Origin of the sequence: Halomonas sp. KHS3, assembly GCF_000830495.1 — a bacterium.
Classification (GTDB): Bacteria; Pseudomonadota; Gammaproteobacteria; order Pseudomonadales; family Halomonadaceae; genus Vreelandella; species Vreelandella titanicae.
Genome location: NZ_JWHY01000005.1, coordinates 312,890 through 335,141 on the forward strand (window position 1 = coordinate 312,890; position 22,252 = coordinate 335,141).

Sequence of the window (22,252 nt, forward strand, 5' to 3'; positions counted from 1 at the left end):
GCGTTTCAACCGCCCCAAAAGGCTAGTAAATATCCAATATGTAGTAAAATTACTATATAAACGCTATCGTAGTCCAATACTAAATTGCCCACAATCCCTTTACTCAAGGAGAGCGCCCATGACGAATGCGACCTCGAATACAGCAACACCGGCGTCTACCAACCCTCATTCCCATACGCCTTTAAGGCGCACCAAAATTGTTGCCACACTCGGCCCCGCCAGTGATCGCCCCGGCGTGCTGGAAGCGATGCTAAAAGCCGGTGTGGATGTGGTGCGGCTTAACTTCTCCCACGGCTCGGCAGACGACCACCGCCGTCGCTTAAGCGAAGTCCGAGAGATCGCCGAACGCCTTGGCCGCAGCGTTGCTGCGCTGGGTGACCTGCAAGGGCCGAAAATTCGTATTGCGCGTTTTGTCGAAGGCGCCGTCAACCTCGATGTCGGCCAGGCATTTGTCTTGGACATGGCGCTGGACGCCAATAGCGGCACTGCAGAACGCGTCGGCTGCGACTATCAAACACTGGCCGATGATGTCATTGAGGGCGACCGCCTACTGCTCGACGATGGCCGTTTGGTACTCGATGTCACTCGTGTAATTGGACAAGAAGTGCATACCCGCGTTCACGTAGGCGGCAAGCTCTCCAACAATAAGGGCATTAACAAACAGGGAGGCGGACTCTCAGCGCCCGCCCTTACTGAGAAAGATAAGGCCGATCTAAAAACCGCTATTGAGATTGGCGTTGACTACTTAGCCGTCTCCTTCCCGCGCAGCGCCGCAGATATGCAAGAAGCCCGCGAGCTGCTTGGCGAAGCCGGGAAAGAGATCGGCCTGGTGGCTAAGCTTGAACGCGCCGAAGCGGTTGCCGACGATGCTACGCTGGATGGCATCATTGAAGCCTCTGAGGCGGTCATGGTGGCCAGGGGCGACCTGGGCGTTGAGATTGGCGACGCCGCGCTGATTGGTACTCAGAAGCGCATTATCAAGCACGCACGCACACTCAACCGCGCCGTCATTACCGCCACCCAAATGATGGAATCGATGATCGAGTCGCCGCTGCCCACCCGCGCCGAGGTCTTCGACGTGGCTAATGCGGTGCTCGACGCCACCGATGCAGTGATGCTCTCTGCGGAAACCGCCGCAGGTGACTACCCGGTGGAAACCATCGAAGCGATGAACCGTGTTTGTCTGGGTGCCGAGCGTGAGCGTCTCGCTCAGGAGTCAGGCCACCGTATTCATGAGGGCTTTGAGCGCATCGATGAAACCATCGCGCTATCGGCGATGTATGCTGCGAATCACTTATCCGGCGTCAGCGCCATCGCTTGCATGACCTCCACAGGCTATACACCGCTGATTGCATCGCGCATTCGTTCCGGCCTGCCTATCGTAGGGTTGGCTCACAGCCCTATCGCCCAGCGGCGTATGGCGCTCTATCGTGGCGTGGTTTCAATTCCTTTCGACACCACCGAGATGGATCCGGCCAACCTTAACCAAGAAGCATTGAAATGCTTGCAGGCACAGGGATTTATCCACCCTGGCGAGCATGTCATTCTCACTCGCGGCGACCATATGAATGCCCATGGGGGCACTAATACGATGAAAATCCTTGCCTTTGATAGTGAGTAACGGTCTAACCTCTGTAGCGAGCTTTTAGCTTTTGCGACCTTTAAAAAGAAAAGCCATTCGGCCATAAGACCGAAAGGCAATAGAACCATGAGGGAAGTGACGAAATGAGTGACGCGCAACCGCCCCGCCAAGCCATCCGTACGCTGCAAGCGCGCAAGCGTATTGCGCTAATTGCCCACGATGGCAAGAAGAGCGAAATGCTTGAGTGGGCAACTCGCTGGAAGGATACGCTGAGCCAGCACGAATTGATTGGCACGGGAACAACGTCTAAGCGGCTTAAAACCGCGTTAGGGTTAGAAGTCGAGGGTCTAATGAGCGGCCCCCTGGGCGGTGACCAGCAGATTGGCGCTCGGATTGCGGAGCAGCGGCTGGATGTGCTGATCTTCTTCTGGGATCCCTTCTCGCCCCAGCCCCACGACCCGGATGTCAAAGCGTTGCTGCGTTTAGCGGCGCTGTGGAATGTCCCCGTTGCCTGCAATGCGGCGAGCGCCGACTTCGTGCTCTCCTCGCCCTACTTGAGCGAGAGTTACGATATGTCGATACCAGATGCAGCAGCTTGGGCCCAGGCGCGCACGGTTTAACGCCGGTGCAGATGACGCGCCACCACCTGCAGCCCGCTCTCATAGTGGCCGTTCATAGCAGCTAGGGCACAGCGCAATGTTAACTCGGCAATACGGTCATAATCCTGTAGCGCCGAGTTCACTGGCTGAGGAAGGAAATCCAGCAGCCGGTGATCACCAAAGGTGGCCAGACGAATATTTTCCGGCAGACCGCCGCGCTCCAAGAATACATCAAACACCCCTTCCATCAGCGTATAGGACGCTGTCACCAGTGCGTCGGCACCGCCCTGTTCATCCAGCAATTGAATCGCTAAACGCGCCCCTTCGCTACGTTCATAGTGCGACCCGGTAAGATAAAGCGGTTCAATCATGCTGCCTTCAAGGGCCGCCTGAAAACCCACCCGCCGCTCACAGCTAACCGACAGCTCCGGCATCGCTTCCAACCAGGCAATACGCTTGGTCGCCGCTCCGATCACCGAACGGGTCAACGTCTTAGCCGCCTCCTGATCGTTACTCACGACACTGGCAAAGCGCGTCGGGTTGAGGCCACGGTCCATCCCCACCACGCACCATCCCTCGTCTACCAGGTCGGCATAAAAAGTATCGTCGCTAGGCAAGCAACTGGCGGTTATCAACACCTCACAGCGTTGCGCACGCAGCGCCAACGCGAGTGTCCGTTCACTCTCTGCACAGTCATCTGAGCTTACGATCAACAGCTGATAATCCTGCTCCCGTGCACCCCGCTCCAGGCGTTTGGCTAGGCGAGCATAACTAATGTTCTCCAAATCCGGCACGATAAGCCCCAGCAAGCGGCTTGCACCCCGGCGCAGCGCAGCCGCCTGAGGGTCAATGTGATAGCGGTGTTGCCGCACCACCGCCATCACTTTTTCAATTGTCGCTGAGCTAATGCGGCGCTGCTCGGCCTGACCATTAATGACGTAGCTAGCAGTGGTGCGCGAGACGCCGGCTAGCCGGGCAATATCGGCAAGTGTCATGCGGTTTCCCCCTGGTGTGACCGGGCAGTTTATCAGCAAGTTAGCGCCTACCAGACCAAAGTCTAAACGCCCAAACCTTGTGTCATTCAGTGAATCGATTCAGCATAGCACTATGCTCAGCTTTAAAAGCACCATACCCAGATTTAATGGCAAGGATAAACCGACTGAAACGACACGGTTCATCTCATTGGCATCAACGCCATTACCATGATCATTTAACGACGATCACTTTATGTACACGACGCTACGTCGACGCTACCCCATTAAAATGCCGACAGTGCGCGTTTACAGGAGAATACTATGTTGACACTCGGCCCCGATGACATCTTGCTAGGCCGCCACGCCGACAGCTGGCAAACCGCTTTGGACAGTGCCGCTGAGGCGCTGGTTGAGGCCGGATTGGTTGAGGCCGAGTACCGCGACGGCCTACACGCCCGCGAGGCACAATCATCAACGTTTCTAGGCAACGCCATCGCAATACCCCACGGTACACCGGAAAGCCGTCAGTATGTGAAGCAGACGGGCGTGCGCGTGTTGCAGTTTCCACAAGGGATCGAGTGGCACGACGGCCAGCAGGTGCACGTACTGGTAACGATTGCCGCCCAGAATGATGAGCACCTGGATATTCTGCGCCAGCTCACCCATGTGCTGGATCGCGAAGGCGTTTCCGAGCAACTGGCAAACGCCACCTCCGCGGCAGATGTAGCGCGGCTGCTTTCGAAACCAGCATTAGAACCGCGCCTGGATGCCGACACCCTATGCGTCAACTTTCCGGCACGCGACCCACAAGAACTCGCTCTGGCTGCAGCCGCCCGCTTACGCCAAAGCGGCTGTGTCGATAACAGTTTTATTTCCGCCGTCGCCGCGGCACAGCCGACCTGGTTAGGTAAAGGGCTGTGGCTGGCTAGCAGCGCCCAGGGCGTTAACCAGCCCGCGCTTGGGGTGGCCACACCTGCTGAACAAACCCTGGAAAGTGCTGGTCATCCGGTGCATGCGTTGTTCTGCCTGGCCGCCCATGGCGATGCCCACCGCCCCCTGCTAGAGCAACTGATGGCGGTGTTGGAAAACAGCGAAAGCCAAAGCCTGGTGGGCAAAACCAGCGATCAGCTGTTAGCCACCCTGGCGGGCGAAACCGCAAATACCCAAACCCGTCGGGTACGGGTGCTCAACCCCCATGGGCTGCACGCTCGCCCCGCCAAACAGTTGGTACAGATAGCGCGCGCCCAAGCCATGCCGATTCAGGCACGCTTGGAAGAAGGCAGCGCCACCCCGGTTTCCGCCGCCAGTCTAACCAAAGTGATTGGCCTGGGCGCACGCCGCGGCCAGTGGCTGGTGCTGTCAGCCGAGGGTGAGCAGGCAAACGCGGCGCTAGAGGCCGTCGCCGAGGCTGTTGAATCGGGCCTGGGAGAAAAAGTAACGCCCTTTGACGGCGGCTTTGATAACACGCAGGAAGCGAGCACCGCTACACCGGCCGTTGAGCCTCTCGCTGCCGATACGCCCCACGCCGGCGTGGCCGCCTCGCCGGGCTTGGCCATTGCGCCAGTATTTGTCATTCGCCCGATGCAGTTCGAGTACGCCGAACACGCCAGCGACGCTGAACACGAAATCAGCCGTTTAAATAGCGCGCTGAAAGAGGGTGCCGCCCAGCTGCAGACATTGGTGCATAACGCCCCCGGTGGCGAAGTCGCCGATATTCTTTCAATGCACGAAGAGATGCTCGACGACCCGGAGCTCCATCACGCGGCGACGGATGCCATTCGTGAAGGGCGCTCGGCGGAAGTGGGCTGGTGGGAAGCGATTGAAACCGCGGCCCACGCCCAGGAGATGCTCGCTGACCGCCTGCTGGCCGAACGCGCTGCCGACCTGCGCGACGTAGGTCGCCGGGTGTTGGGCGTACTCTGCGATGTGACGCTCCCCGAACCGCCGGATCACCCTTATATTCTGGTGATGGACGATATCGGCCCTTCCGATGTGGCCCGGCTGGATACTTCCCGTGTCCGCGGCCTGCTTACCGTGCGCGGTGGCGCCACGGCACACAGCGCTATTCTGGCCCGTGCACTGGGCATTCCCGCCGTGGTGGGCGCGGGTCAAGCGGTGATGGCGCTTAACAACGCCAGCATGATGATTCTGGATGGCGAGCGTGGCCGAGTGACGTCGCAACCTTCCGAAGAGCGCCTACAGCGTGCCGAGCAGCAGTTACTAGACCTCCAGCAGCGCGAAGCCGATGCCTGGGAAAGCCGCTTCGAGGTCGCCCAAACTCGCGATGGGCACCGTGTGGAAGTCGCCGCCAACCTGGGCAACACTGCCCACGCCGCTGATGCAGTGGAGCGCGGTGCTGAGGCCGTTGGCCTGCTGCGTACTGAATTCCTGTTCATGGCCCACGCCAGCGCACCAGACTTAGCCACTCAGATTAGCGAGTACCGTCAGGCAATTGATGCCCTGGATGGCCGCCCGCTGGTAGCGCGCACATTAGATGTCGGCGGTGATAAGCCACTGCCCTACTGGCCGGTACCCCAAGAAGACAACCCCTTCCTGGGTCTGCGCGGTATTCGCTTAGCGCTGACACAGCCCGATGTGCTCGAGACCCAATTGCGTGCGTTATTGATGGCAGGCAAGGATAGTCCCCTGCGGATTATGCTGCCGATGGTCAAAGATATCGCTGAGTTCCGCGCTGTAAAAGCCATCTACGATCGCCTACTCAAAGAGATCCCTACTTCCCAGCGCGCCACCGATGTGCAGTTGGGGGTGATGATTGAAATACCCTCTAGCGCGCTGCTGGCACCCAGCCTCGCCGCCGAGGTGGATTTTTTCTCAGTAGGCACTAATGACTTAACCCAGTACACCCTGGCTATCGACCGCGGCCACCCGGAACTCTCTGCCCAAGCCGATGGTTTGCACCCTGCTGTGCTGCGTTTGATTCAAATGACCGTGGCGGCTGCCCATACCCAAGGCAAATGGGTCGGCGTGTGCGGCGAATTGGCCTCAGATGCCGTAGCCATTCCGGTGCTGGTAGGCCTGGGCGTGGACGAGCTTTCCGTCAGCGCGCGGCAGATCCCGCTGGTTAAAGCCCGCCTGCGCGAGTTTGACTTCGCTGATGCCCAAGCCAGCGCTCAGTTAGCGCTGAATCAGGCGACTAGCGATGAAGTGCGCGATGCACTGGAGGCGCGCTAATGGCCCGCGTGCTATGCATTACCCTGAACCCGGCACTGGATTTGGCGTTTACTCTTGACGCCTTGGTGCTAGGCAGCGTCAACCGTCCCACCAGCGCGCAGTTAGAAGCGGCAGGCAAAGGCGTTAACGTTGCCCGCGTATTGGCAGGCCTTGGCCACGACGTCACCGTCAGCGGCTTTTTAGGTGCCGATAACGACGCTCCCTTTCAATTGGCATTTACCCAGTACTCCCTGACCGACGCCTTTGTGCGCGTGCCGGGAGAAACCCGCATTAATGCCAAAATTGCGGAACAAAGCGGCCGCGTTACCGATATTAATGGCCCCGGCATGCCCATTGACGCCACGCATTTGCAGGCGCTGATCGACACGCTAAATACCGAGCTTTCCAGCGCGACGCCCCCCCAGGCGGTCGTCGTGGCGGGCAGCCTGCCCCCCGGGCTGTCACTGGTCGATTTCAGCGCGCTGTTAAACCACTTAAACGCCAGCGGCGTACCGCTCTGGGTAGATACCAGTGGCCCGGCACTCAATGCGGCCATAGCGACTCACCCCGCCGGTGTTAAGCCTAATGAAAACGAACTGGCAGAGTGGGCGAGCGAAGATATGACCTCTTCTGATGCTCGCTTGAATGCGGCTAAACGGCTGCATAAAAGCGGCATCGCTCATGCACTGATTTCAGCGGGTGCCGAAGGGGTGCTGTGGGTTAACGCTCAAGGTGCCTGGCACGCTACACCCCCTAAGGTCACCGCGACGAATACCGTTTGCGCCGGCGATACCTTCGTCGCGGGCATGCTCCACGGCCTGCTGACTCATCAGAACGGCCAGCAAGACGCTGAACAGACGCTGCGCTTTGCCACCGCGCTCTCGGCCGAGGCCGTGCGCCACGTTGGCGTGGGCAACCCCCACGCTGCCGATTTCGATTCACTCCAACAACACACCCGGATACGGCGTCTTGACGACACCATCACCGAGGGAGCCACGCTATGAATATTATTCTGATTACCGCCTGCCCCAGCGGCATGGCGACCACCTTCCTCGCGGCTAAGCGCCTGGAACAAGCCGCCCAGCGCCAAGGCTGGTCGGCGCATGTGGAAATGCACGGCGAAGTCGCGCCGCTCCAGGCCGCTACTGCCGAGCAGATTGCCAATGCCGATTTGATCGTGGTCGCCGCCGATCACGTGCCTGCCCCAGAGCGCTTTGAAGGCAAGCGGCTATTCCAAGCACCGATTGCCAGCGCACTCCCCGATCCCAGCGCTTTTCTAGCCCAGGCTAAGCGTGAAGCGCCGATTTATAGCGCACCTGCCGCCTCTACTACTAGCGCATCTACCGCTGCAAACAGCGCGGGTGGCAAGAAAATCGTTGCCGTCACTGCCTGCCCCACCGGCGTGGCGCATACCTTTATGGCCGCCGAAGCACTCGCAGAGGCGGGCAAAGCCATGGGCCACGCCATTCGCGTGGAAACCCAAGGCTCGGTGGGCGCACAAGATAAATTGACCGAAGAAGAGATCGCCGACGCCGACATAGTCGTATTGGCCTGCGATATCGACGTTGATCCGTCGCGGTTCGCTGGTAAGCGCATCTACCGCACTTCTACTGGCAACGCGCTAAAAAAACCACGCCCCACGCTTGAAGCTGCGCTCAGCGAGGCCGCCATAGAGAACGGCAGCAGCAATGCGGGCACAGCAAATAAGAGCGTCAAAGAGAAAGGCGTTTATAAGCACCTGCTCACCGGCGTTTCCTTTATGCTGCCGATGGTCGTAGCGGGCGGCCTGCTAATTGCACTCTCCTTTGTGTTCGGTATTGAGGCCTTTGAGCAGGAAGGCACTCTGGCCGCAGCGCTGATGCAGATCGGCGGTGGCACCGCCTTTGCACTGATGATTCCAGTGCTGGCCGGTTATATTGCCTACTCCATCGCCGACCGCCCCGGCATCGCACCGGGTATGATTGGTGGCATGCTGGCGGCCAATATCGGCTCCGGCTTTATCGGCGGTATTTTGGCGGGTTTCCTGGCGGGCTACGTGGCGCTGGCGGTTACTCGCTACGTCAAACTGCCCTCTAGCGTTGAATCCCTGAAGCCGATTCTGATCATTCCGCTAGTCGCCAGTTTGGTCACCGGCCTCACCATGATCTATGTGATTGGCGAACCGGTCGCGGCGCTGCTTAATGCTCTGACCAGTTTCCTGGAGTCCATGGGCTCCACCAACGCTGTGCTACTGGGTATTCTGCTCGGCGCGATGATGTGTTTCGATCTGGGTGGCCCGGTCAACAAAGCGGCTTACACCTTTGGCGTAGGCCTGCTAGCCTCTGAAACTTACGGCCCCATGGCGGCGATCATGGCGGCGGGAATGGTACCTGCCATTGGTATGGGTATTGCCAGCTTTGTAGCGCGCAACAAGTTCTCGGCACCGGAGCGGGAAGCGGGCAAAGCCTCTTTTGTACTGGGCCTCTGTTTTATCAGCGAAGGCGCGATTCCCTTTGCGGCGAAAGACCCGCTACGAGTTATCCCCGCTTGCATGGTGGGCGGCGCACTCACAGGCGCCCTCTCGATGCTGGTAGGCGCGCAACTCATGGCTCCTCACGGTGGTATCTTCGTACTGCTGATTCCCAACGCCATTACCCCGGTACTGCTCTACCTTGGCGCTATTGTGGCTGGCTCGTTGGTGACGGGTTTAAGCTATGCGTTTATCAAACGTGATGCGGCCCAGGTAGCACTCGCCACCTAACCGCTGTTACCAAAAAATGAGGGCAGGCGAACATGCCTGCCCTTTTAAATACGTCGCTTTACGCATTTAATACCTTTTCACGCCACTTATACCCTCTACTCTTTGTCATTTTTTATGTAGTATTTTTACATAACCTACTTTTTGATCACCAATTCACCTATAACAAACGGATCATCCTATGTTTCAGCTCACTCGCAGTGTTACCTGGCAGGCACTTGAACGCTTGCGCGACAAAACCGCAAACGACCGCATTCGTGACTACTTCACCAATGACCCGCAGCGCTTTGAGAAAATGAGTTTACGGGTGGGCGGTCTGTTTCTCGACTACTCCAAGCACCATGTCTCCGATGAAGTGCTTACCAAGCTGATTGAGCTAGCCGACCACTCCGCACTGGTACAGCGCCGGGCACAGATGTTCTCCGGGGATATTATCAACGTTACGGAAAACCGCCCGGTACTGCATACGGCTCTGCGTCACTTAGGCGATGAGCCGGTATATGTGGACGGCGAAGACGTTATGCCGGAGATAACCCGCACCCGCGAGCAGATCAAGCTGTTCTCGGAAGCGGTGCGCAGCGGTGAATGGAAAGGCTACAACGGCAAACGCATTAAAGATGTGGTCAATATCGGCATTGGTGGCTCGGATCTTGGGCCCAATATGGCGGTTCGCGCACTGCTCAAATACCGCCACCCGGAGCTGCACTTCCACTTCGTTTCCAATGTGGACGGCACCCATATTCAGAAGGTACTTTCGCGCCTCGACCCCGCCACCACGCTGTTTATCGTCTCCACCAAGACCTTCTCTACCCAGGAGACCCTGCTTAACGCCAAAACCGCGCGGCGCTGGTTCCTGGAGAACGCTGGCGAAGACGCCGACGTAGGCGCGCACTTTATTGCCGCCTCCACCAACCGCAAAGCGGCCATGGAGTTCGGCATTCGCGAAGAGAACGTGTTCGAATTCTGGGCTTGGGTGGGCGGCCGTTACTCCATGTGGTCGTCCATCGGGCTGCCGATTGCGCTGTCGATCGGTTTCGAAGGCTTTATCGAACTGCTGGAAGGCGCTCATGAGATGGATAACCATTTCATCAACGCGCCCTTCTCGCAAAACATGCCCGTGCTAATGGCGCTGATTGGTATTTGGTACATCAACTTTATTGGCGCCGAAACTCAAGCCATCGTGCCCTACGACCAGGCGCTGAACCAACTACCCTCTTTCCTGCAGCAGCTGGATATGGAGTCTAACGGTAAATCGGTGGATATTTTCGGTCACCCGGTGAATTACAAAACCGGCCCGATTGTCTGGGGCCAGACCGGCTCCAACGGCCAGCACGCTTTCTTCCAGTTGCTGCACCAGGGCACGCGCTACGTACCTATCGACTTTATTGCCTCACTCAAGCCCGAGCCCGGCGTTGAAGACCACCACTTCGCACTGCTGACTAATATGCTCGCCCAGGCCAACGCCTTTATGGAAGGCAGCCAAGGGGACAGCAAAGAGCTCAGTCAACACGACCCCTACAGCTGCCCCGGCAACCGTCCTTCCAGCACCCTACTGCTGGATGAGCTAACGCCAAAAAACCTGGGGGCACTGATCGCGCTCTACGAGCACAAGGTGTTCGTGCAAGGGGTCATCTGGAACATCAACTCCTTTGACCAGTGGGGCGTGCAGCTTGGCAAGCGCATCGCCGGTGAAATCAGCGAACGCATCGACACCAACGCTGCTGACTTCGACACCTCAACTCAAGGTCTGCTGGAACTGGTTCGCGCTCACTTCCCCAATGGTGGTAGCGGCGAAAAGGAAAGCGCACCGGCCAGTGCCGATAAGAAGCCATCACGGAAGAAGCGTTGAATGGATAGGGTAAATCGATAGAAAACAACGCCGTGGCTTTCTCAAGCCACGGCGTTTCGCAACCCTGGAACCTTCGGTTTGTAATAAATGACTAATTCCAGTAACTCGGTTCCCGTTGTCTAAGCTTTCCCCTTAAGACTCATCCGGAATGAGATCCAACAAATCGGTGACACCAATATCCACACCGGCTTGGGAGAACAAAGTAGATGCCTGCCCGCGGTGGTGGGTTTGGTGATTGAAGAAGTGAACGATCAGGCTTGAGTAGCGCCGTTTTGAGGCCACTCCTTTTATGTTGTGATAACTCAGCGTGGTACTCAAATCGTCGTCTGTCAGCGCCGATACCCAGTTAATAATCACGGTATCGAGCCATTGGCGATGCGCTTTCAATCCCTTCAAGTCATCAAAGAGAATCTGATCAAGGCGATCTGGCGTAGGTAGTGCCACCATTACCTCAAGCGTTCTTGCGGAAGAAGAGGCGTGTGTTGCAAACCGTTTGAGCCAAATCGTGTCGGCTACCGCGATGTGGTTCAGTGTGCCAAAAATCGAGCCGAAGAACGCGCCACGCTCTTCAGCTAGTTCAGAGGCGCTCAGCTTACCGGCGGCATCATAGAGGTTAGTGTTCATCCACTGGTTATAAGTGGCTAACTGTTCGAAGTGTTGTTGAAGTGTCATGAGTTAAGACCCAAAAGCAGCATCTATTTAGAACGTTTGAAATATGGGGGAAGAACAGCATCACCGCCCGCCTGCTACATCAATGAATGACCCCGTTACATAAGAGGCTTCGTCCGAGAGCAACCAAGCGATGGTATTAGCCACTTCTTCAGCGCTACCGCCACGCTGCATAGGAATCTGGGGAGCTAAACGATCAACCCGCCCTGGTTCTCCACCATCGGCATGCATATCAGTGTAGATAAAACCGGGGCGAACGGCGTTAACACGAATCCCCGAGCCAGCAACTTCGCGAGACAACCCCTTGGTTAGGGTATCCATGGCACCTTTCGATGCAGCGTAGTCAACATATTCAAAGGGCGAGCCTGTTTGCGAGGCAAGCGACGAGACATTGACGATTGCACTACCTGCTGGGAAGCGCCTGACGGCTTCTCTAGAGCACAGAAAACAGCTGACCACATTGCTATTAAGCACTTGGTTGAAGCGCTCAAGGTCGATATCGACCAGCTTGGATTGAGTAAACAGTATCCCTGCATTATTAACCAAATGCGTCACCTCGCCCAAGCGCTCCTCTGCTGCATCAAACAGGCGGATAACGTCAGCTTCACTGCTAACATCCGCTTGATAGGCAAACGCTCGACCACCCGCTCGAATAATGCAATCAGCCACATCATCTGCCAGCTCCCTATTAGCAAGATAGTTCACGCACACTGCATAGCCTTTTGCGCCCAGCAATTTTGCGGTGGCCGCTCCGATACCTCGGCTTCCCCCTGTCACGATGACCACTTTCGACATAACGTTTCCTCGCTGACTCTTTAGTCACAAACCCACCTTGCACATTAAACCCACGATAGTTCTTTGGGTAGCGCCCTTTTTGCTGCTGCAAGTTAATTAATTGACTGGCTATTGATTTCTTGCCACCTCACAACTACTGTATATAAAACCATGTCAAAAGAGGTGAACCATGACATCTCTTGGAACACCAAGCTCCTATAAGGGTCGCGGGGCAACATACGACCCACACAATCGTTTTGCGCCTACCCGTAGCGTGGCGGAAGATGACGGTTGGTGGCGGGAAGAGGCCTCTACGACTATCGCTACCGAAGTGCGTGAGGAGGTGAGCAAAAGTGCTTTGTCGTGGAATCGCTCACCAGATTTACCTTTTGATCGCTCGCTGAACCCGTATCGCGGCTGTGAGCATGGCTGCGTTTACTGCTATGCCCGCCCTTCTCACGCCTACTGGGACTTATCGCCAGGGCTAGATTTTGAAACCAAGCTGATTGCCCGTAGCGGTTTAGTGGAGCGGTTAACCGAAGAGCTGTGCCACCCTAATTACGTGTGCCGCCCGATCAACCTTTCCGGCAACACCGACTGCTATCAGCCGTTAGAGGCCACCTACCAAACCACCCGCCGTTTGCTGGAGCTGCTACTGGAGTGTCGCCATCCGGTAACGCTGGTGACTAAAAGCACCTTGGTGCTGCGCGATTTAGAGCTTCTGGCGGAAATGGCCGAGCACCGGCTGGTGCGTGTGTTTGTCAGTTTGACCAGCCTGGATGCCCAATTGAAACGCACATTAGAGCCACGGGCGGCATCACCTCAGGCGCGCTTGCGGGCGATTCGTGAACTGAATACAGCAGGCATTCCCGTGGGTGCTTTAATTTCACCGGTTATTCCGGGGCTAACCGATCATGAAATAGAAAAACTCTTGGAAGCCGCCAGCCGTGCAGGAGCGCGAACCGCCGCCTGGATGCTGCTGCGCTTACCCTATGAAGTGGCGCCGCTATTTGAAGCCTGGTTAGAAGCCCACTACCCGGAGCGCGCGGCGAAAGTGATGAGCCTAATGCGTCAGTGCCGTGGCGGTAAGGCGTACGATGCCAAGTTTGGTAAACGCTTTCGCGGTGAAGGGGTATTTGCTGATTTAATTGCGCAACGCTTTGCCCGCGCCAGCCGCCAGTGGAACATGCAGGATCGCACCGAGCAGGGCTTAAACACCCGGGACTTTCGCCCACCACGAGCGCAGCAGGATTTATTCATTTAAGCTAAGCAGCACGCGCATAAAATAGTTGCAAAGGAAGCCGAATGCCCGCTCTTAGCAAAACCAAATCGAGTTTTTACCGCCGCTTATACGTCGCCCATTTGATCGAACAGGGCGCTGCCAGTGTACCTGCGCTAATCGAGGCCACCGGCATGCCACGACGCACCGCCCAGGATACGATCGCCTCCCTTGCCGAGTTGGATATCGAGTGTGTATTTACTAAGGATGACGGCGAGCGCCACAACATTGGTCGCTACCAGATACGTGATTGGGGGGCGATAGATCCACGCTGGGTGGCCACCCACGCCGAGCGGCTTAAACAGGCGCTTGGCTATGCTATTTAGCCATTATCATTAGACTCTGCCCAGGCCAGCCGTGCAGCGTTGAGGGTAACCGTCAGCGAACTTGCCGCCATGGCGAGTACCGCTACTAGCGGGGGGATCGCCATCAGCACTACCAGCCCGAGTGCCAAGGTATTGTAGAGCGCTGAAAAGAACAGATTCTGAACCATGATGCGTCGCGTACGTTTAGCAATACTAAGCAGTTTGACTACCCCACCCATCCCCGGCGTCATTAGCTGTGCGGAAGCCCCTTCGCGGGCGGCTTCGCTGGCATTTAATGGAGCGATGCCAACATCTGCCGCGGCTAGGCTCAAGGTATCGTTTAAGCCATCACCCACGTAGAGCGTTGGCGATGGCAACCCCTGCAAAAGCCGCGCTTTGGCTTCAGGCGAGCGCTGGGCATAGCAAGCTTCTCTTCCAAGCCCCACCCGTTCACCTAACCAACTAACCGCCCCCTCCCGATCACCGCTGATCATTGCCACCACATACCCTGCATCTAGCAGGTGTTTCACGCTTTTTTCAGCATCTTCCACTGGCTGATCAGTAAGATAGAGCGTGGCTAGCCAGCCTGCACCATCAGCTACCATCACTTGAGTAGCAAAGGCCAGCGCTGTGTCCTCCTCGTGGTCTGGCAGCGCTATCTGATGGCGAGAAAGCCAACCGGCGCTGCCTACCATCAGCCATTCACCGTTGCTCAAGCGCACATGGCGCCCTTCCCCAGGCGCTTCGTTTACGTCCACGCATTGCTCGTGATGTTGATCATGTTGGCTGCCCGACCAGCACGCTAACGCTTGTGCCAAGGGGTGTTCGCTGCCAGCAACAGCGGCTCTGAGCTTGCGCTGCAAAGTGTGCTTATCAATGCCCTCCCTGGCCTGCCAGTACAGCACCGAGTGGCTACCAGTGGTTAAGGTACCGGTTTTATCCAGCGCTACCGAGCGAATGTGTGCCAGGATTTCGAGCGCTGCCGGGTCGCGTAGCGCAACACCCTGCTGCATGGCCTGGCCGCTACCAGCAAGACTTGCCAGCGGCACCGCAAGCCCCACGGCGCAAGGGCAAGCAACCACTAACACCGAAAGTGCGCGCACAAAGGCTTCCTCCCAGCCCAGCCCAAATAGCAACGCAACAGGCAGCGTTAACATCGCTAGCACTAGGGCTAGCGGGCTTAGCCAAGCAGCAAAACGGTCAGCAAGCTTCTGTAATTCGCCTTTTTTAGCCTGATAGCGGCGCATTTCGTCACACAGCCGATCCAGTCGCCGCTTGCCTACCCCAGCACTCACCTGCATTACCAGCGGCGTTGTCCCCAGGTAGCGGCAGCCCGCGTAGACCTTCTGTCCTGCATTAAAGTAGCGAGGCAGGCTTTCGCCAGTAAGCGAGGCAGTATCGATCCAACCTGGGGCTTCCAGGATCCCATCAAGGGCTATCAACTCACCGGGCGCTAGCTCGACACGCGTTCCCTTTGTCACTTCATCTACAGGAACCGATCCCCAGCGCTCGTTCTGCCAAACCGTTATGTCATCATTAGGAAGCGCCAGGGCATCGAGCGCTTTTAGCCCACGGTGACGGCACAGCGTTTCCACCAGCCGACCAACCAGTAAAAGCACAATAAGCATCACCGCCGTGTCGAAATAGACCTCGTTAGAGCCGCGCCCTAGTAGCCAAACCGAGACCACCACCGCGCCGATAACACCCAGGCTAACTAAAACATCCATGCCGGGGCGCTTGGCGAGCAGCGTTCGCCACCCGGCCCGGTAAAACGGCACGCCTGCGAACAGCACGACAGGTAAGGAGAATGCCCCCGATACCCACGCCACCACCAGTTCAATCCGCTCCGAAGGCAATGCACCCGCATATATCAATAGTGAAGCGAGCATCGTCCACATGCCGAACAGCGAACCGACCATTAACCTCAGCGTCAGGTAGCGGCTCTCCTCTTCTAAACGTCCATGGGCATCTGCCACCGGCTCAAGTTCCGTAAGCCGATAGCCCAAACGTTTAACCTTTGGGGCGAGCGTTGGGAGCTGGACAGCGGCGGGTGTACCGCTGATGCAGAGGGCTGCACTTGGGTAGTGGACGCTAACCTCATGCACGCCTTCGAGCCTCTTAAGCGAGCCCTCCACGGCCAGGGCACAGCTGGTGCACCACATACCGTGGAGGGTATAGAGCTGCTCTTCCTCTTTGTTAAGCGCATCGCTTACAGGCAAGGCGGAATACCAATAATCGGCATTGCAGCAAACACAACGCTTAAGGTAGAGAAAAGATACAGCCCGGCGGAAACAGTGGCATTAAAGCGCAGCCGCCCTTCATGGCGCCTAGCCATGCGGCAACAACCCACTGTTAGCACCGCCAGTAACGCAATCGCCGCGATACTAACCACCAGCAGCATAGCGTTTACCAGGGTGAATACGCCCTGCTCGGGAGCAGGCGGCGCAACTGAGCAGGCTATTGCGTGCCCGCCGTAAACGGCTACGAACCAGATACACCATAGCGTTAAGCCAATGACGAAATGTAAGGGATGGGTAAGATGTAACCGCTGCATCGTGATGGACATTAACTTAGCTCCCTATCACACGCGGCAACACGGCAAGCGCGCCCACGAGTATCCAGAACGTCACCAGGTTATAGCGCCACCACTGGGCAACCACGGCAGGCTCGAAAGGCGCATGGGCACCCACATAGCCATAACCTACCCGCAGGCCCTGAAGCAGGGTCAGCACCGCGCCTAAACCGCCGTGTAGCAGCGCATAGGCCAGCCCGACCATAATGATCGCATCATGGGAGGTATCGGTCACCGCCAAGTCTGCACTCAACAGCACCCAAAGCGTTATCGCAACCTGAACAAAGCCTAGGGCACTGATGCAATACATGCCCACAGCCAGCCCCGCATCCTTACCCTGGCGCAAACCGCGCACCAGTTTTTCGAGAATTCCCACGCCAGCAGTTAGCGCCACCCCGGCAAGGATCAGCCCCACCAAGGAGAGCGGTGAGGTCTCAGGCATCCGCCACTCAGGGGACACCGTCCATAGATAGAACCAGCCAAACAGGTAAGAGAGAAAGAACGAACCATTGGCCAGCAGCGTGATCGACATGGCCCATAAGCCTGGACCATCCATGGTGCGCGAGTGCAGCGGTGGATCACCGGGGGCTACCTCTGCATCTGGCGCCGCTTTTGGATGCGCACCATTCTCCCAAGACCAGCGCAGTAGAAATAGTCCGGCCACGACAACGGCTATACCCGCCAGCGGATATAGCCGCGTCAGCAGGCTTAAACACACCACGGCCAATGCCATTGCGGCGAACAGCGGCCACCAGGAGTTACCCGGCAGGTGAATGATTTCACGCACTTTGCCCGTTAATGGGTCGGTGCCCCACATCTCCCGCCGGCCATGGGTAGCCACCGCCAAGCTATGTTGCCCTTCTGCCATGGTGCGCGGTAGATCCGGGTCATCCCATAGTGGGTGGCGCGTATCGATCTTTGGCAGGCTGACAAAGTTATAGGCGCTGGGTGGCATACTGTTGGCCCACTCCAGGGTATCCGCGTTCCAGGGATTATGCTTAGCGGGTTTGCCAAAACGGAAGTGCAGCGCAAAATCCAGCAGCACCATGGCAATCCCCGCCGACATAATAAAGCTACTCATGGATGACAGCAGGTTGAAAATATCCCAGCCCATGCCCGTTTCATAAGAGTAGACCCGCCGCGGCATCCCCAAAAGGCCAGTCCAGTGCATGATCAAGAAAGTGCCATTAAAGCCCAAAAAGGTGAGCCAAAAGCCCCATTTGCCCAGGGTTTCAGAAGGCATTCGCCCTGAAAACAGCGGCAGCCAGTAGTAGAGTCCGGCAATCAGCGGGAAGAACATGCCCCCCACCAACACATAGTGCATATGCGCCACCACAAAGTGGGTATCGTGCACCTGCCAGTTAAAGGGCACCAGCGCCAGCATTACTCCAGTCAAACCTCCACACACGAAGATAATCAGGAAGCCCATGATCCATAGCATTGGAAGCTTCATTTTGGGCTTACCCAGCCATAGCGTAGCCAGCCAGACAAACACCTGAATCGCGGTAGGTACCGCCACCAGCATACTGGCCGCGGAGAAGAATGCTTGAGCCAGTTGCGGAATACCCACGGTAAACATGTGGTGAACCCATAGTCCGAAACTGATAAAGCCTGTCACGGTAATGGCGAAGACCACCCAGCCGTAACCAACGATCGGACGGCCAGCAAACACTGGTATCAGCGTGGAGACAATGCCCGCCGCAGGCAGGAAAATGATGTAAACCTCGGGATGGCCGAACAGCCAAAATAGGTGCTGCCATAGAATCGGATCACCGCCACCGGTCACTTCAAAAAAGGGCATCCCCACTGCGCGCTCAAGCTCCAGTAGAATACTGCCCAGAATCAGCGGCGGGAAACCGACCACGATCATCAGCGCCATGGCAAGGATATACCAGGCAAACAGCGGCATTTTGTGCAGCGCCATGCCCTGAGTGCGTGTACGCAGTATCGAGACCACCAATTCGACCCCGGCAGACAGCGCTGAGATCTCAACGAAGGTGATCCCTAACAGCCAGAAATCTGAGCCCAAACCCGGTGAATACTCGCTGCCACTAAGCGGGGTATACATAAACCAGCCGCTATTAGGCGCCATCTCCAGAATCAAACTAAACGATAGGATGATACCGCCAAACAGATAGCACCAGTAACCCAGGGATGTTAGCCGTGGGCAGACCAGATCTCGGGCGCCGATCATCTTGGGAATCATATAAATCGCCAACCCTTCCAGCATGGGGATGGCGAACAGAAACATCATCACCGTGCCATGCATGGTGGTGACTTGGCTATAGATATCCGGCGACATAAAGTCTTGATCAGGGAGCGCCAGCTGGGCTCGCACCAGCATGGCTAACAGCCCGCCGAGCAAGAAGAACGCCATCCCGGTCACCATAAAGCGCAGGCCGAGAGTGGTGTGATTCACAATGGTGAGGGCTTTTAAGCCACGCGGATTGCCCCAGATATCGTGCAAGTCACTGTGCAACTGGTTGGGGCCTGCGATGTTATCGCCTTCTGGGGTCGCTTCACGGTTAATGGTGGTCATGGGGTTAGCGTCTCCAGCCAAGCCCCCAGGGACGCCAAGGTGGCCGTCTCAATATCATCGTGGGGCGGCATTTTGTTGCCCGGTTTTAAGCGTTGGTGGTGCTTAAGCCAGTGGGTAACTGCGCCCTCCTTCATGGCTATTATCCCTGCCCCTAGGCTAGTCCGACTGCCAAGATCAGAAAGATCCGGCCCCTCCTCCCCAGAGGATAGTCCCGCTACCCGGTGGCAGCTCGCGCAATGGGTCATAAATGACTCCCTGGCAGGCTCATGCTGCTGATCGTTTGCAGCTAGCGACGATAATGCTTCCGTTTGACGGGCGGCCAGCCAAGCGTCGTACTCGTCACGCCCGACGGCTTCCACATAGAGTTGCATCTGGGCATGTTGGGCGCCGCAGAACTCTGCGCACTGAGCACCAAATACCGCCGGTTCGTCCGCTTCCAAGCGTATTTTGTTCACTCGCCCTGGGATCATATCGATCTTGCCGCCCAGGCGAGGCACCCAGAAAGCGTGAATAACGTCCGCACCAGTAACGTGAAAATCGACTGGCTCACCAGCGGGCATGATGAGCTGATTTGAAGTCACCACCTCTCCCCCTTCTGCGCCGGGGTAGCGCACTTCCCACCACCACTGGTGGCCAATCACTTCAATTACCTCCGGCGGTTCTGCCAGGGGCAACGGTAAAAGCCGCTGGCCGGTGGGCACACCAAAGGCCAGTAGTGCGGTAATGCTGGCCACCGGCAGCACAATGCCACCGCCAATAATCCAGCGACGCGCTATTTTTCGCTCCTCGGCAGGCGTACGTACAACCTCCTTGCGCTTGAAGGTATACAGCCAAAAAGCAGTCACCAGCACCAATACCACAGTGCCAAAACTCAGCATTACCCACCAAATCATCGCCACGTCTCGCGCGGCTTGGCCTGCCGGGTCTAGAATAGACTTATCCCCCGCGCAACCGGCTAATAGCAGGCCGACTAACAGCGCTAGCGGTGTGTCAAGTGAGTTGACCCGCTGCTTGGTTAAGCGTTGAATTATCAGCCTCATCCCTTGAATTCCTTTTTCTGCCCACAGGAAGTGATCATGGCAAAGCCTCGCCAGCGCTCGATTAAAAGCCACGCATCTCTCGCCGGCCATCCGCTTCATCCCGTGATGATTCACTTTCCCGTCGCAGCCCTGATGGCGCTGGTGGCAAGCGATATCGGTTTCCTGCTTAGCGGCGACCCATTCTGGTTGCGCGCCAGCTTGTGGCTGGCCGGTGTCGGCGCATTTGGCGGTTGGATTGCCAGCACGGCAGGCATTATTGACCTGGTCACTGTGCCGCGCATTCGCCGCCTGATTACCGGCTGGAGCCACGCTATCGTCGCGGTGGTGATGCTCTCGTTGGCGTCGCTGAACTGGCTGCTGCGCTTCAACGACCCGAGCGCGATTTTGCCTTGGGGGCTGGCCGTATCGCTGCTCACCGCCGCGTTGATCGCTTTGGCAGGCTGGCTGGGTGGGCAGTTGGTGTATGAGCACGCCGTGGGGGTCGACGTTGAGGATTAAAACTAAGCTGTTAAAAGACACGGCGTTAGCTCCAATCCAGTGGCTTAGCTAACACAAGCCCCAGCACACCTATAATGCCCGCTAACGCAACACATAGCGCCGTCCAGTTGGCGGGTTTTACCCAGCGGTAGTGGCCCATCTCAAGGCGCAAGATTAACCAGCCAAAGCTGCCATGAGCGGCGACCATGGCCACCACGGCACCCAGCTTTAAGATCAGCCAGCCGCCCAACACACCATGGATGAGAAATAGCAGCGTGCCCGAGGCAATAGCGACTAAAGCGGCCGGGGTAGCGACTGAGTTATAAAAAAACCGCGGCATGGGCGGTGTGCCCTGAGCGAAGCCCGCGTCTTTGCGAAGCTGCAGTGCCTGGCTAAGCAAGGCGGGCAGATAAAGCAGTGAGCCGCACCAGATCACTAGCGCGGCAATGTGAAGCAGTTTAAGCCAAGGCATCGGGGCTTCCTTGCGTTGCGTAAGGCGGGGGCAGATCACCCCTAACCTTAGTCAAAGCACCCCTTTATGGCTAGCCGTTCAACTTACCTGGATCTCATAACCAGTGAATTTGCGGAGATTAATGACCCCACTATCAAGGATCAAATACTGCCCTTTGACGCCTTGCAGCACGCCTTCGACCAGCGGCTGTTTATCAAAGTTATGCGACACCACTTTTTTGGGAAAAACGCTGACGGGGTAGTGAAAATGTTGCGCTGGCTGTTCCAACAAGCGAATGGCGTCCGCACCATGGGTTTCGCGCAGTTGGTGCAACCCATCGGCTAGCAGGGTTAGCAAACGGTCACGCTCGGCACTTAAATCCATGGTTTCGACGTCGCCCTTGAGCATCGCACGCCAATTGGTGCGGTCGGCCACCTGCTCTTTAAACAGAATTTCGACAAAACCGGACTGCTGACGAGTATCCACTTCAAGAATCGGCAGCGCCTGGATCGCGCCTTGATCCAGCCAGCGGGTAGGCATTTGGGTTTTGCGAGTGATGCCGACTTTAAGCCCCGACGAGTTAGCCAAATAGACGATATGGGGCTGGAAGCAGTGCCGCTCGCCCCACTCCGGCTCACGGCAAGTGCCTTGGAAAAAGTGGCAGGTTTCCGGCTTCATAATGCAGGTATCGCACTGGGCTAGCCGCTTGAAGCAGGGGTAACAGTGGCCTTGGGCAAAGCTCTTCTTGGTTGCTCGCCCGCAGTGGGTACAGGCAATTGCTCCCGTCCACCGCAAACTAAGCGGCTCACCGATACGCTCGTTAAGCGCAACACGGTGCTCACCCGCGCGTAAGTGGTAAACCACCGGCTGATCTTGGCGGCCAGGTAGCGCTGCCGCCATTTTGCTTAAACAGCCCTGTACTGAAAAGCCCGGTACTGCCGCTTCAATCACGCGTGGCATCCCGTGCCAAACCCGCCATTTCAGGCGTTACGCCAGCACCGCTAGCCGCTGCACCGCAGGTACGCTGCTCTAAATACCCTACGCGACTCTCTTCCGGCACGTTGTTCTCCACCTCAAAGCGCATGACGGCTTCCAAGCAGAGTTCGGTCTGTTCCGGCGTTAAGCGGCGACCGTCGGGCCATTTGCGCAGCGATACCGCCTGTTTAAGGCTTTCGTAAATCGCTGGGGTCATCTGGTTGATCATTTTTTCGAACGTCATTTCGCTCATTGCAGG

At 57.1% G+C, this 22,252-nt stretch carries 19 protein-coding genes; 9 read left to right on the plus strand and 10 right to left on the minus strand.

Features of this window, described 5'->3' with window-relative positions; translation table 11 throughout:
* The first annotated feature begins 118 nt into the window (after nt 1–118).
* Nucleotides 119–1,621, plus strand: coding sequence for a pyruvate kinase (gene pyk, locus RO22_RS14645; RefSeq protein WP_041158632.1), 1,503 nt, complete (start codon nt 119–121; stop codon nt 1,619–1,621).
* Between the two features lie 104 nt (nt 1,622–1,725).
* Complete coding sequence (locus RO22_RS14650; protein ID WP_022523012.1) at nt 1,726–2,202, plus strand: methylglyoxal synthase; 477 nt, start codon at nt 1,726–1,728, stop codon at nt 2,200–2,202.
* Here the strand turns inward: RO22_RS14650 and cra are convergent.
* Nucleotides 2,199–3,176 (minus strand): catabolite repressor/activator, encoded by a 978-nt coding sequence (gene cra, locus RO22_RS14655; RefSeq protein WP_041158633.1) that lies wholly within the window; start codon nt 3,174–3,176, stop codon nt 2,199–2,201. The genes RO22_RS14650 and cra overlap by 4 nt on opposite strands.
* 300 nt (nt 3,177–3,476) lie before the next feature.
* Here cra and ptsP point away from each other — a divergent pair, with 300 nt between their 5' ends.
* From ptsP to pgi, 4 genes are all read left to right on the plus strand, one after another.
* Entirely contained in the window at nt 3,477–6,347 is a 2,871-nt protein-coding gene (ptsP, locus tag RO22_RS14660) for a phosphoenolpyruvate--protein phosphotransferase (RefSeq protein ID WP_041158634.1), read from the plus strand.
* Complete coding sequence (gene pfkB, locus RO22_RS14665) at nt 6,347–7,330, plus strand: 1-phosphofructokinase (RefSeq protein ID WP_041158635.1); 984 nt, start codon at nt 6,347–6,349, stop codon at nt 7,328–7,330. Before ptsP ends, pfkB begins: the two co-directional genes overlap by 1 nt.
* Nucleotides 7,327–9,066 (plus strand): PTS fructose-like transporter subunit IIB, encoded by a 1,740-nt coding sequence (locus tag RO22_RS14670; RefSeq protein ID WP_041158636.1) that lies wholly within the window; start codon nt 7,327–7,329, stop codon nt 9,064–9,066. Before pfkB ends, RO22_RS14670 begins: the two co-directional genes overlap by 4 nt.
* 178 nt (nt 9,067–9,244) lie before the next feature.
* Nucleotides 9,245–10,912, plus strand: coding sequence for a glucose-6-phosphate isomerase (gene pgi / locus RO22_RS14675; RefSeq protein ID WP_009287092.1), 1,668 nt, complete (start codon nt 9,245–9,247; stop codon nt 10,910–10,912).
* A 132-nt stretch (nt 10,913–11,044) separates the two neighbouring features.
* On the opposite strand, the gene RO22_RS14680 is transcribed toward pgi, so the two are convergent.
* A complete protein-coding gene (locus RO22_RS14680) occupies nt 11,045–11,584 on the minus strand; it encodes a DinB family protein (protein WP_041158637.1) in 540 nt (179 codons plus the stop codon).
* Between the two features lie 60 nt (nt 11,585–11,644).
* Nucleotides 11,645–12,376: an SDR family oxidoreductase gene (locus RO22_RS14685; RefSeq protein WP_041158638.1), complete on the minus strand. Its 732-nt coding sequence runs from the start codon at nt 12,374–12,376 to the stop codon at nt 11,645–11,647.
* Between the two features lie 169 nt (nt 12,377–12,545).
* Between RO22_RS14685 and RO22_RS14690 the strand changes: the two genes are divergently transcribed.
* Nucleotides 12,546–13,619 carry a PA0069 family radical SAM protein gene (locus tag RO22_RS14690; protein ID WP_041158639.1) on the plus strand — a complete coding sequence of 358 codons (1,074 nt, stop codon included), beginning with the start codon at nt 12,546–12,548 and terminating at the stop codon, nt 13,617–13,619.
* A gap of 41 nt (nt 13,620–13,660) precedes the next feature.
* A complete protein-coding gene (locus RO22_RS14695) occupies nt 13,661–13,960 on the plus strand; it encodes a helix-turn-helix domain-containing protein (RefSeq protein ID WP_041158640.1) in 300 nt (99 codons plus the stop codon).
* Here the strand turns inward: RO22_RS14695 and RO22_RS14700 are convergent.
* From RO22_RS14700 to coxB, 4 genes are read right to left on the minus strand one after another with little or no spacing between them, the layout of a single operon-like run.
* Nucleotides 13,957–16,101 (minus strand): heavy metal translocating P-type ATPase, encoded by a 2,145-nt coding sequence (locus RO22_RS14700; protein ID WP_052475643.1) that lies wholly within the window; start codon nt 16,099–16,101, stop codon nt 13,957–13,959. The genes RO22_RS14695 and RO22_RS14700 overlap by 4 nt on opposite strands.
* 47 nt (nt 16,102–16,148) lie before the next feature.
* Nucleotides 16,149–16,505, minus strand: a complete 357-nt coding sequence (locus RO22_RS14705; RefSeq protein ID WP_051051983.1) for a hypothetical protein — start codon at nt 16,503–16,505, stop codon at nt 16,149–16,151.
* A 4-nt stretch (nt 16,506–16,509) separates the two neighbouring features.
* Entirely contained in the window at nt 16,510–19,050 is a 2,541-nt protein-coding gene (ctaD, locus tag RO22_RS14710; RefSeq protein ID WP_041158642.1) for a cytochrome c oxidase subunit I, read from the minus strand.
* Complete coding sequence (gene coxB / locus RO22_RS14715; protein ID WP_041158643.1) at nt 19,047–20,090, minus strand: cytochrome c oxidase subunit II; 1,044 nt, start codon at nt 20,088–20,090, stop codon at nt 19,047–19,049. Before coxB ends, ctaD begins: the two co-directional genes overlap by 4 nt.
* A 36-nt stretch (nt 20,091–20,126) precedes the next feature.
* Here coxB and RO22_RS14720 point away from each other — a divergent pair, with 36 nt between their 5' ends.
* A complete protein-coding gene (locus RO22_RS14720; protein ID WP_022522999.1) occupies nt 20,127–20,588 on the plus strand; it encodes a DUF2231 domain-containing protein in 462 nt (153 codons plus the stop codon).
* Nucleotides 20,589–20,613: 25 nt separating this feature from the next.
* Here the strand turns inward: RO22_RS14720 and RO22_RS14725 are convergent, their stop codons facing one another.
* The 3 genes from RO22_RS14725 to RO22_RS14735 all read right to left on the minus strand — a co-directional run bounded on the left by RO22_RS14725 (nt 20,614) and on the right by RO22_RS14735 (nt 22,246).
* A complete protein-coding gene (locus RO22_RS14725; protein WP_022522998.1) occupies nt 20,614–21,039 on the minus strand; it encodes a CopD family protein in 426 nt (141 codons plus the stop codon).
* 78 nt (nt 21,040–21,117) lie between these two features.
* On the minus strand, nt 21,118–21,978 hold the full coding sequence (locus RO22_RS14730) for a DUF2797 domain-containing protein (RefSeq protein WP_052475638.1): 861 nt from the start codon (nt 21,976–21,978) through the stop codon (nt 21,118–21,120).
* A complete protein-coding gene (locus RO22_RS14735; protein WP_022522996.1) occupies nt 21,962–22,246 on the minus strand; it encodes a YeaC family protein in 285 nt (94 codons plus the stop codon). Before RO22_RS14735 ends, RO22_RS14730 begins: the two co-directional genes overlap by 17 nt.
* Nucleotides 22,247–22,252: the final 6 nt, after the last annotated feature.

Coding starts and splice junctions, on each gene's coding strand:
- cra (WP_041158633.1), bottom strand. CDS start 3,176: ATGACACTTGCCGATATTGCCCGGCTAGCCGGCGTCTCGCGCACCACT.
- ctaD (WP_041158642.1), bottom strand. CDS start 19,050: ATGACCACCATTAACCGTGAAGCGACCCCAGAAGGCGATAACATCGCA.
- RO22_RS14730 (WP_052475638.1), bottom strand. CDS start 21,978: ATGCCACGCGTGATTGAAGCGGCAGTACCGGGCTTTTCAGTACAGGGC.
- ptsP (WP_041158634.1), top strand. CDS start 3,477: ATGTTGACACTCGGCCCCGATGACATCTTGCTAGGCCGCCACGCCGAC.
- RO22_RS14690 (WP_041158639.1), top strand. CDS start 12,546: ATGACATCTCTTGGAACACCAAGCTCCTATAAGGGTCGCGGGGCAACA.
- RO22_RS14650 (WP_022523012.1), top strand. CDS start 1,726: ATGAGTGACGCGCAACCGCCCCGCCAAGCCATCCGTACGCTGCAAGCG.
- RO22_RS14685 (WP_041158638.1), bottom strand. CDS start 12,376: ATGTCGAAAGTGGTCATCGTGACAGGGGGAAGCCGAGGTATCGGAGCG.
- RO22_RS14735 (WP_022522996.1), bottom strand. CDS start 22,246: ATGAGCGAAATGACGTTCGAAAAAATGATCAACCAGATGACCCCAGCG.
- pgi (WP_009287092.1), top strand. CDS start 9,245: ATGTTTCAGCTCACTCGCAGTGTTACCTGGCAGGCACTTGAACGCTTG.
- pyk (WP_041158632.1), top strand. CDS start 119: ATGACGAATGCGACCTCGAATACAGCAACACCGGCGTCTACCAACCCT.
- coxB (WP_041158643.1), bottom strand. CDS start 20,090: ATGAGGCTGATAATTCAACGCTTAACCAAGCAGCGGGTCAACTCACTT.
- RO22_RS14720 (WP_022522999.1), top strand. CDS start 20,127: ATGGCAAAGCCTCGCCAGCGCTCGATTAAAAGCCACGCATCTCTCGCC.
- RO22_RS14725 (WP_022522998.1), bottom strand. CDS start 21,039: ATGCCTTGGCTTAAACTGCTTCACATTGCCGCGCTAGTGATCTGGTGC.
- RO22_RS14670 (WP_041158636.1), top strand. CDS start 7,327: ATGAATATTATTCTGATTACCGCCTGCCCCAGCGGCATGGCGACCACC.
- RO22_RS14700 (WP_052475643.1), bottom strand. CDS start 16,101: ATGTGGTGCACCAGCTGTGCCCTGGCCGTGGAGGGCTCGCTTAAGAGG.
- pfkB (WP_041158635.1), top strand. CDS start 6,347: ATGGCCCGCGTGCTATGCATTACCCTGAACCCGGCACTGGATTTGGCG.
- RO22_RS14695 (WP_041158640.1), top strand. CDS start 13,661: ATGCCCGCTCTTAGCAAAACCAAATCGAGTTTTTACCGCCGCTTATAC.
- RO22_RS14680 (WP_041158637.1), bottom strand. CDS start 11,584: ATGACACTTCAACAACACTTCGAACAGTTAGCCACTTATAACCAGTGG.
- RO22_RS14705 (WP_051051983.1), bottom strand. CDS start 16,505: ATGTCCATCACGATGCAGCGGTTACATCTTACCCATCCCTTACATTTC.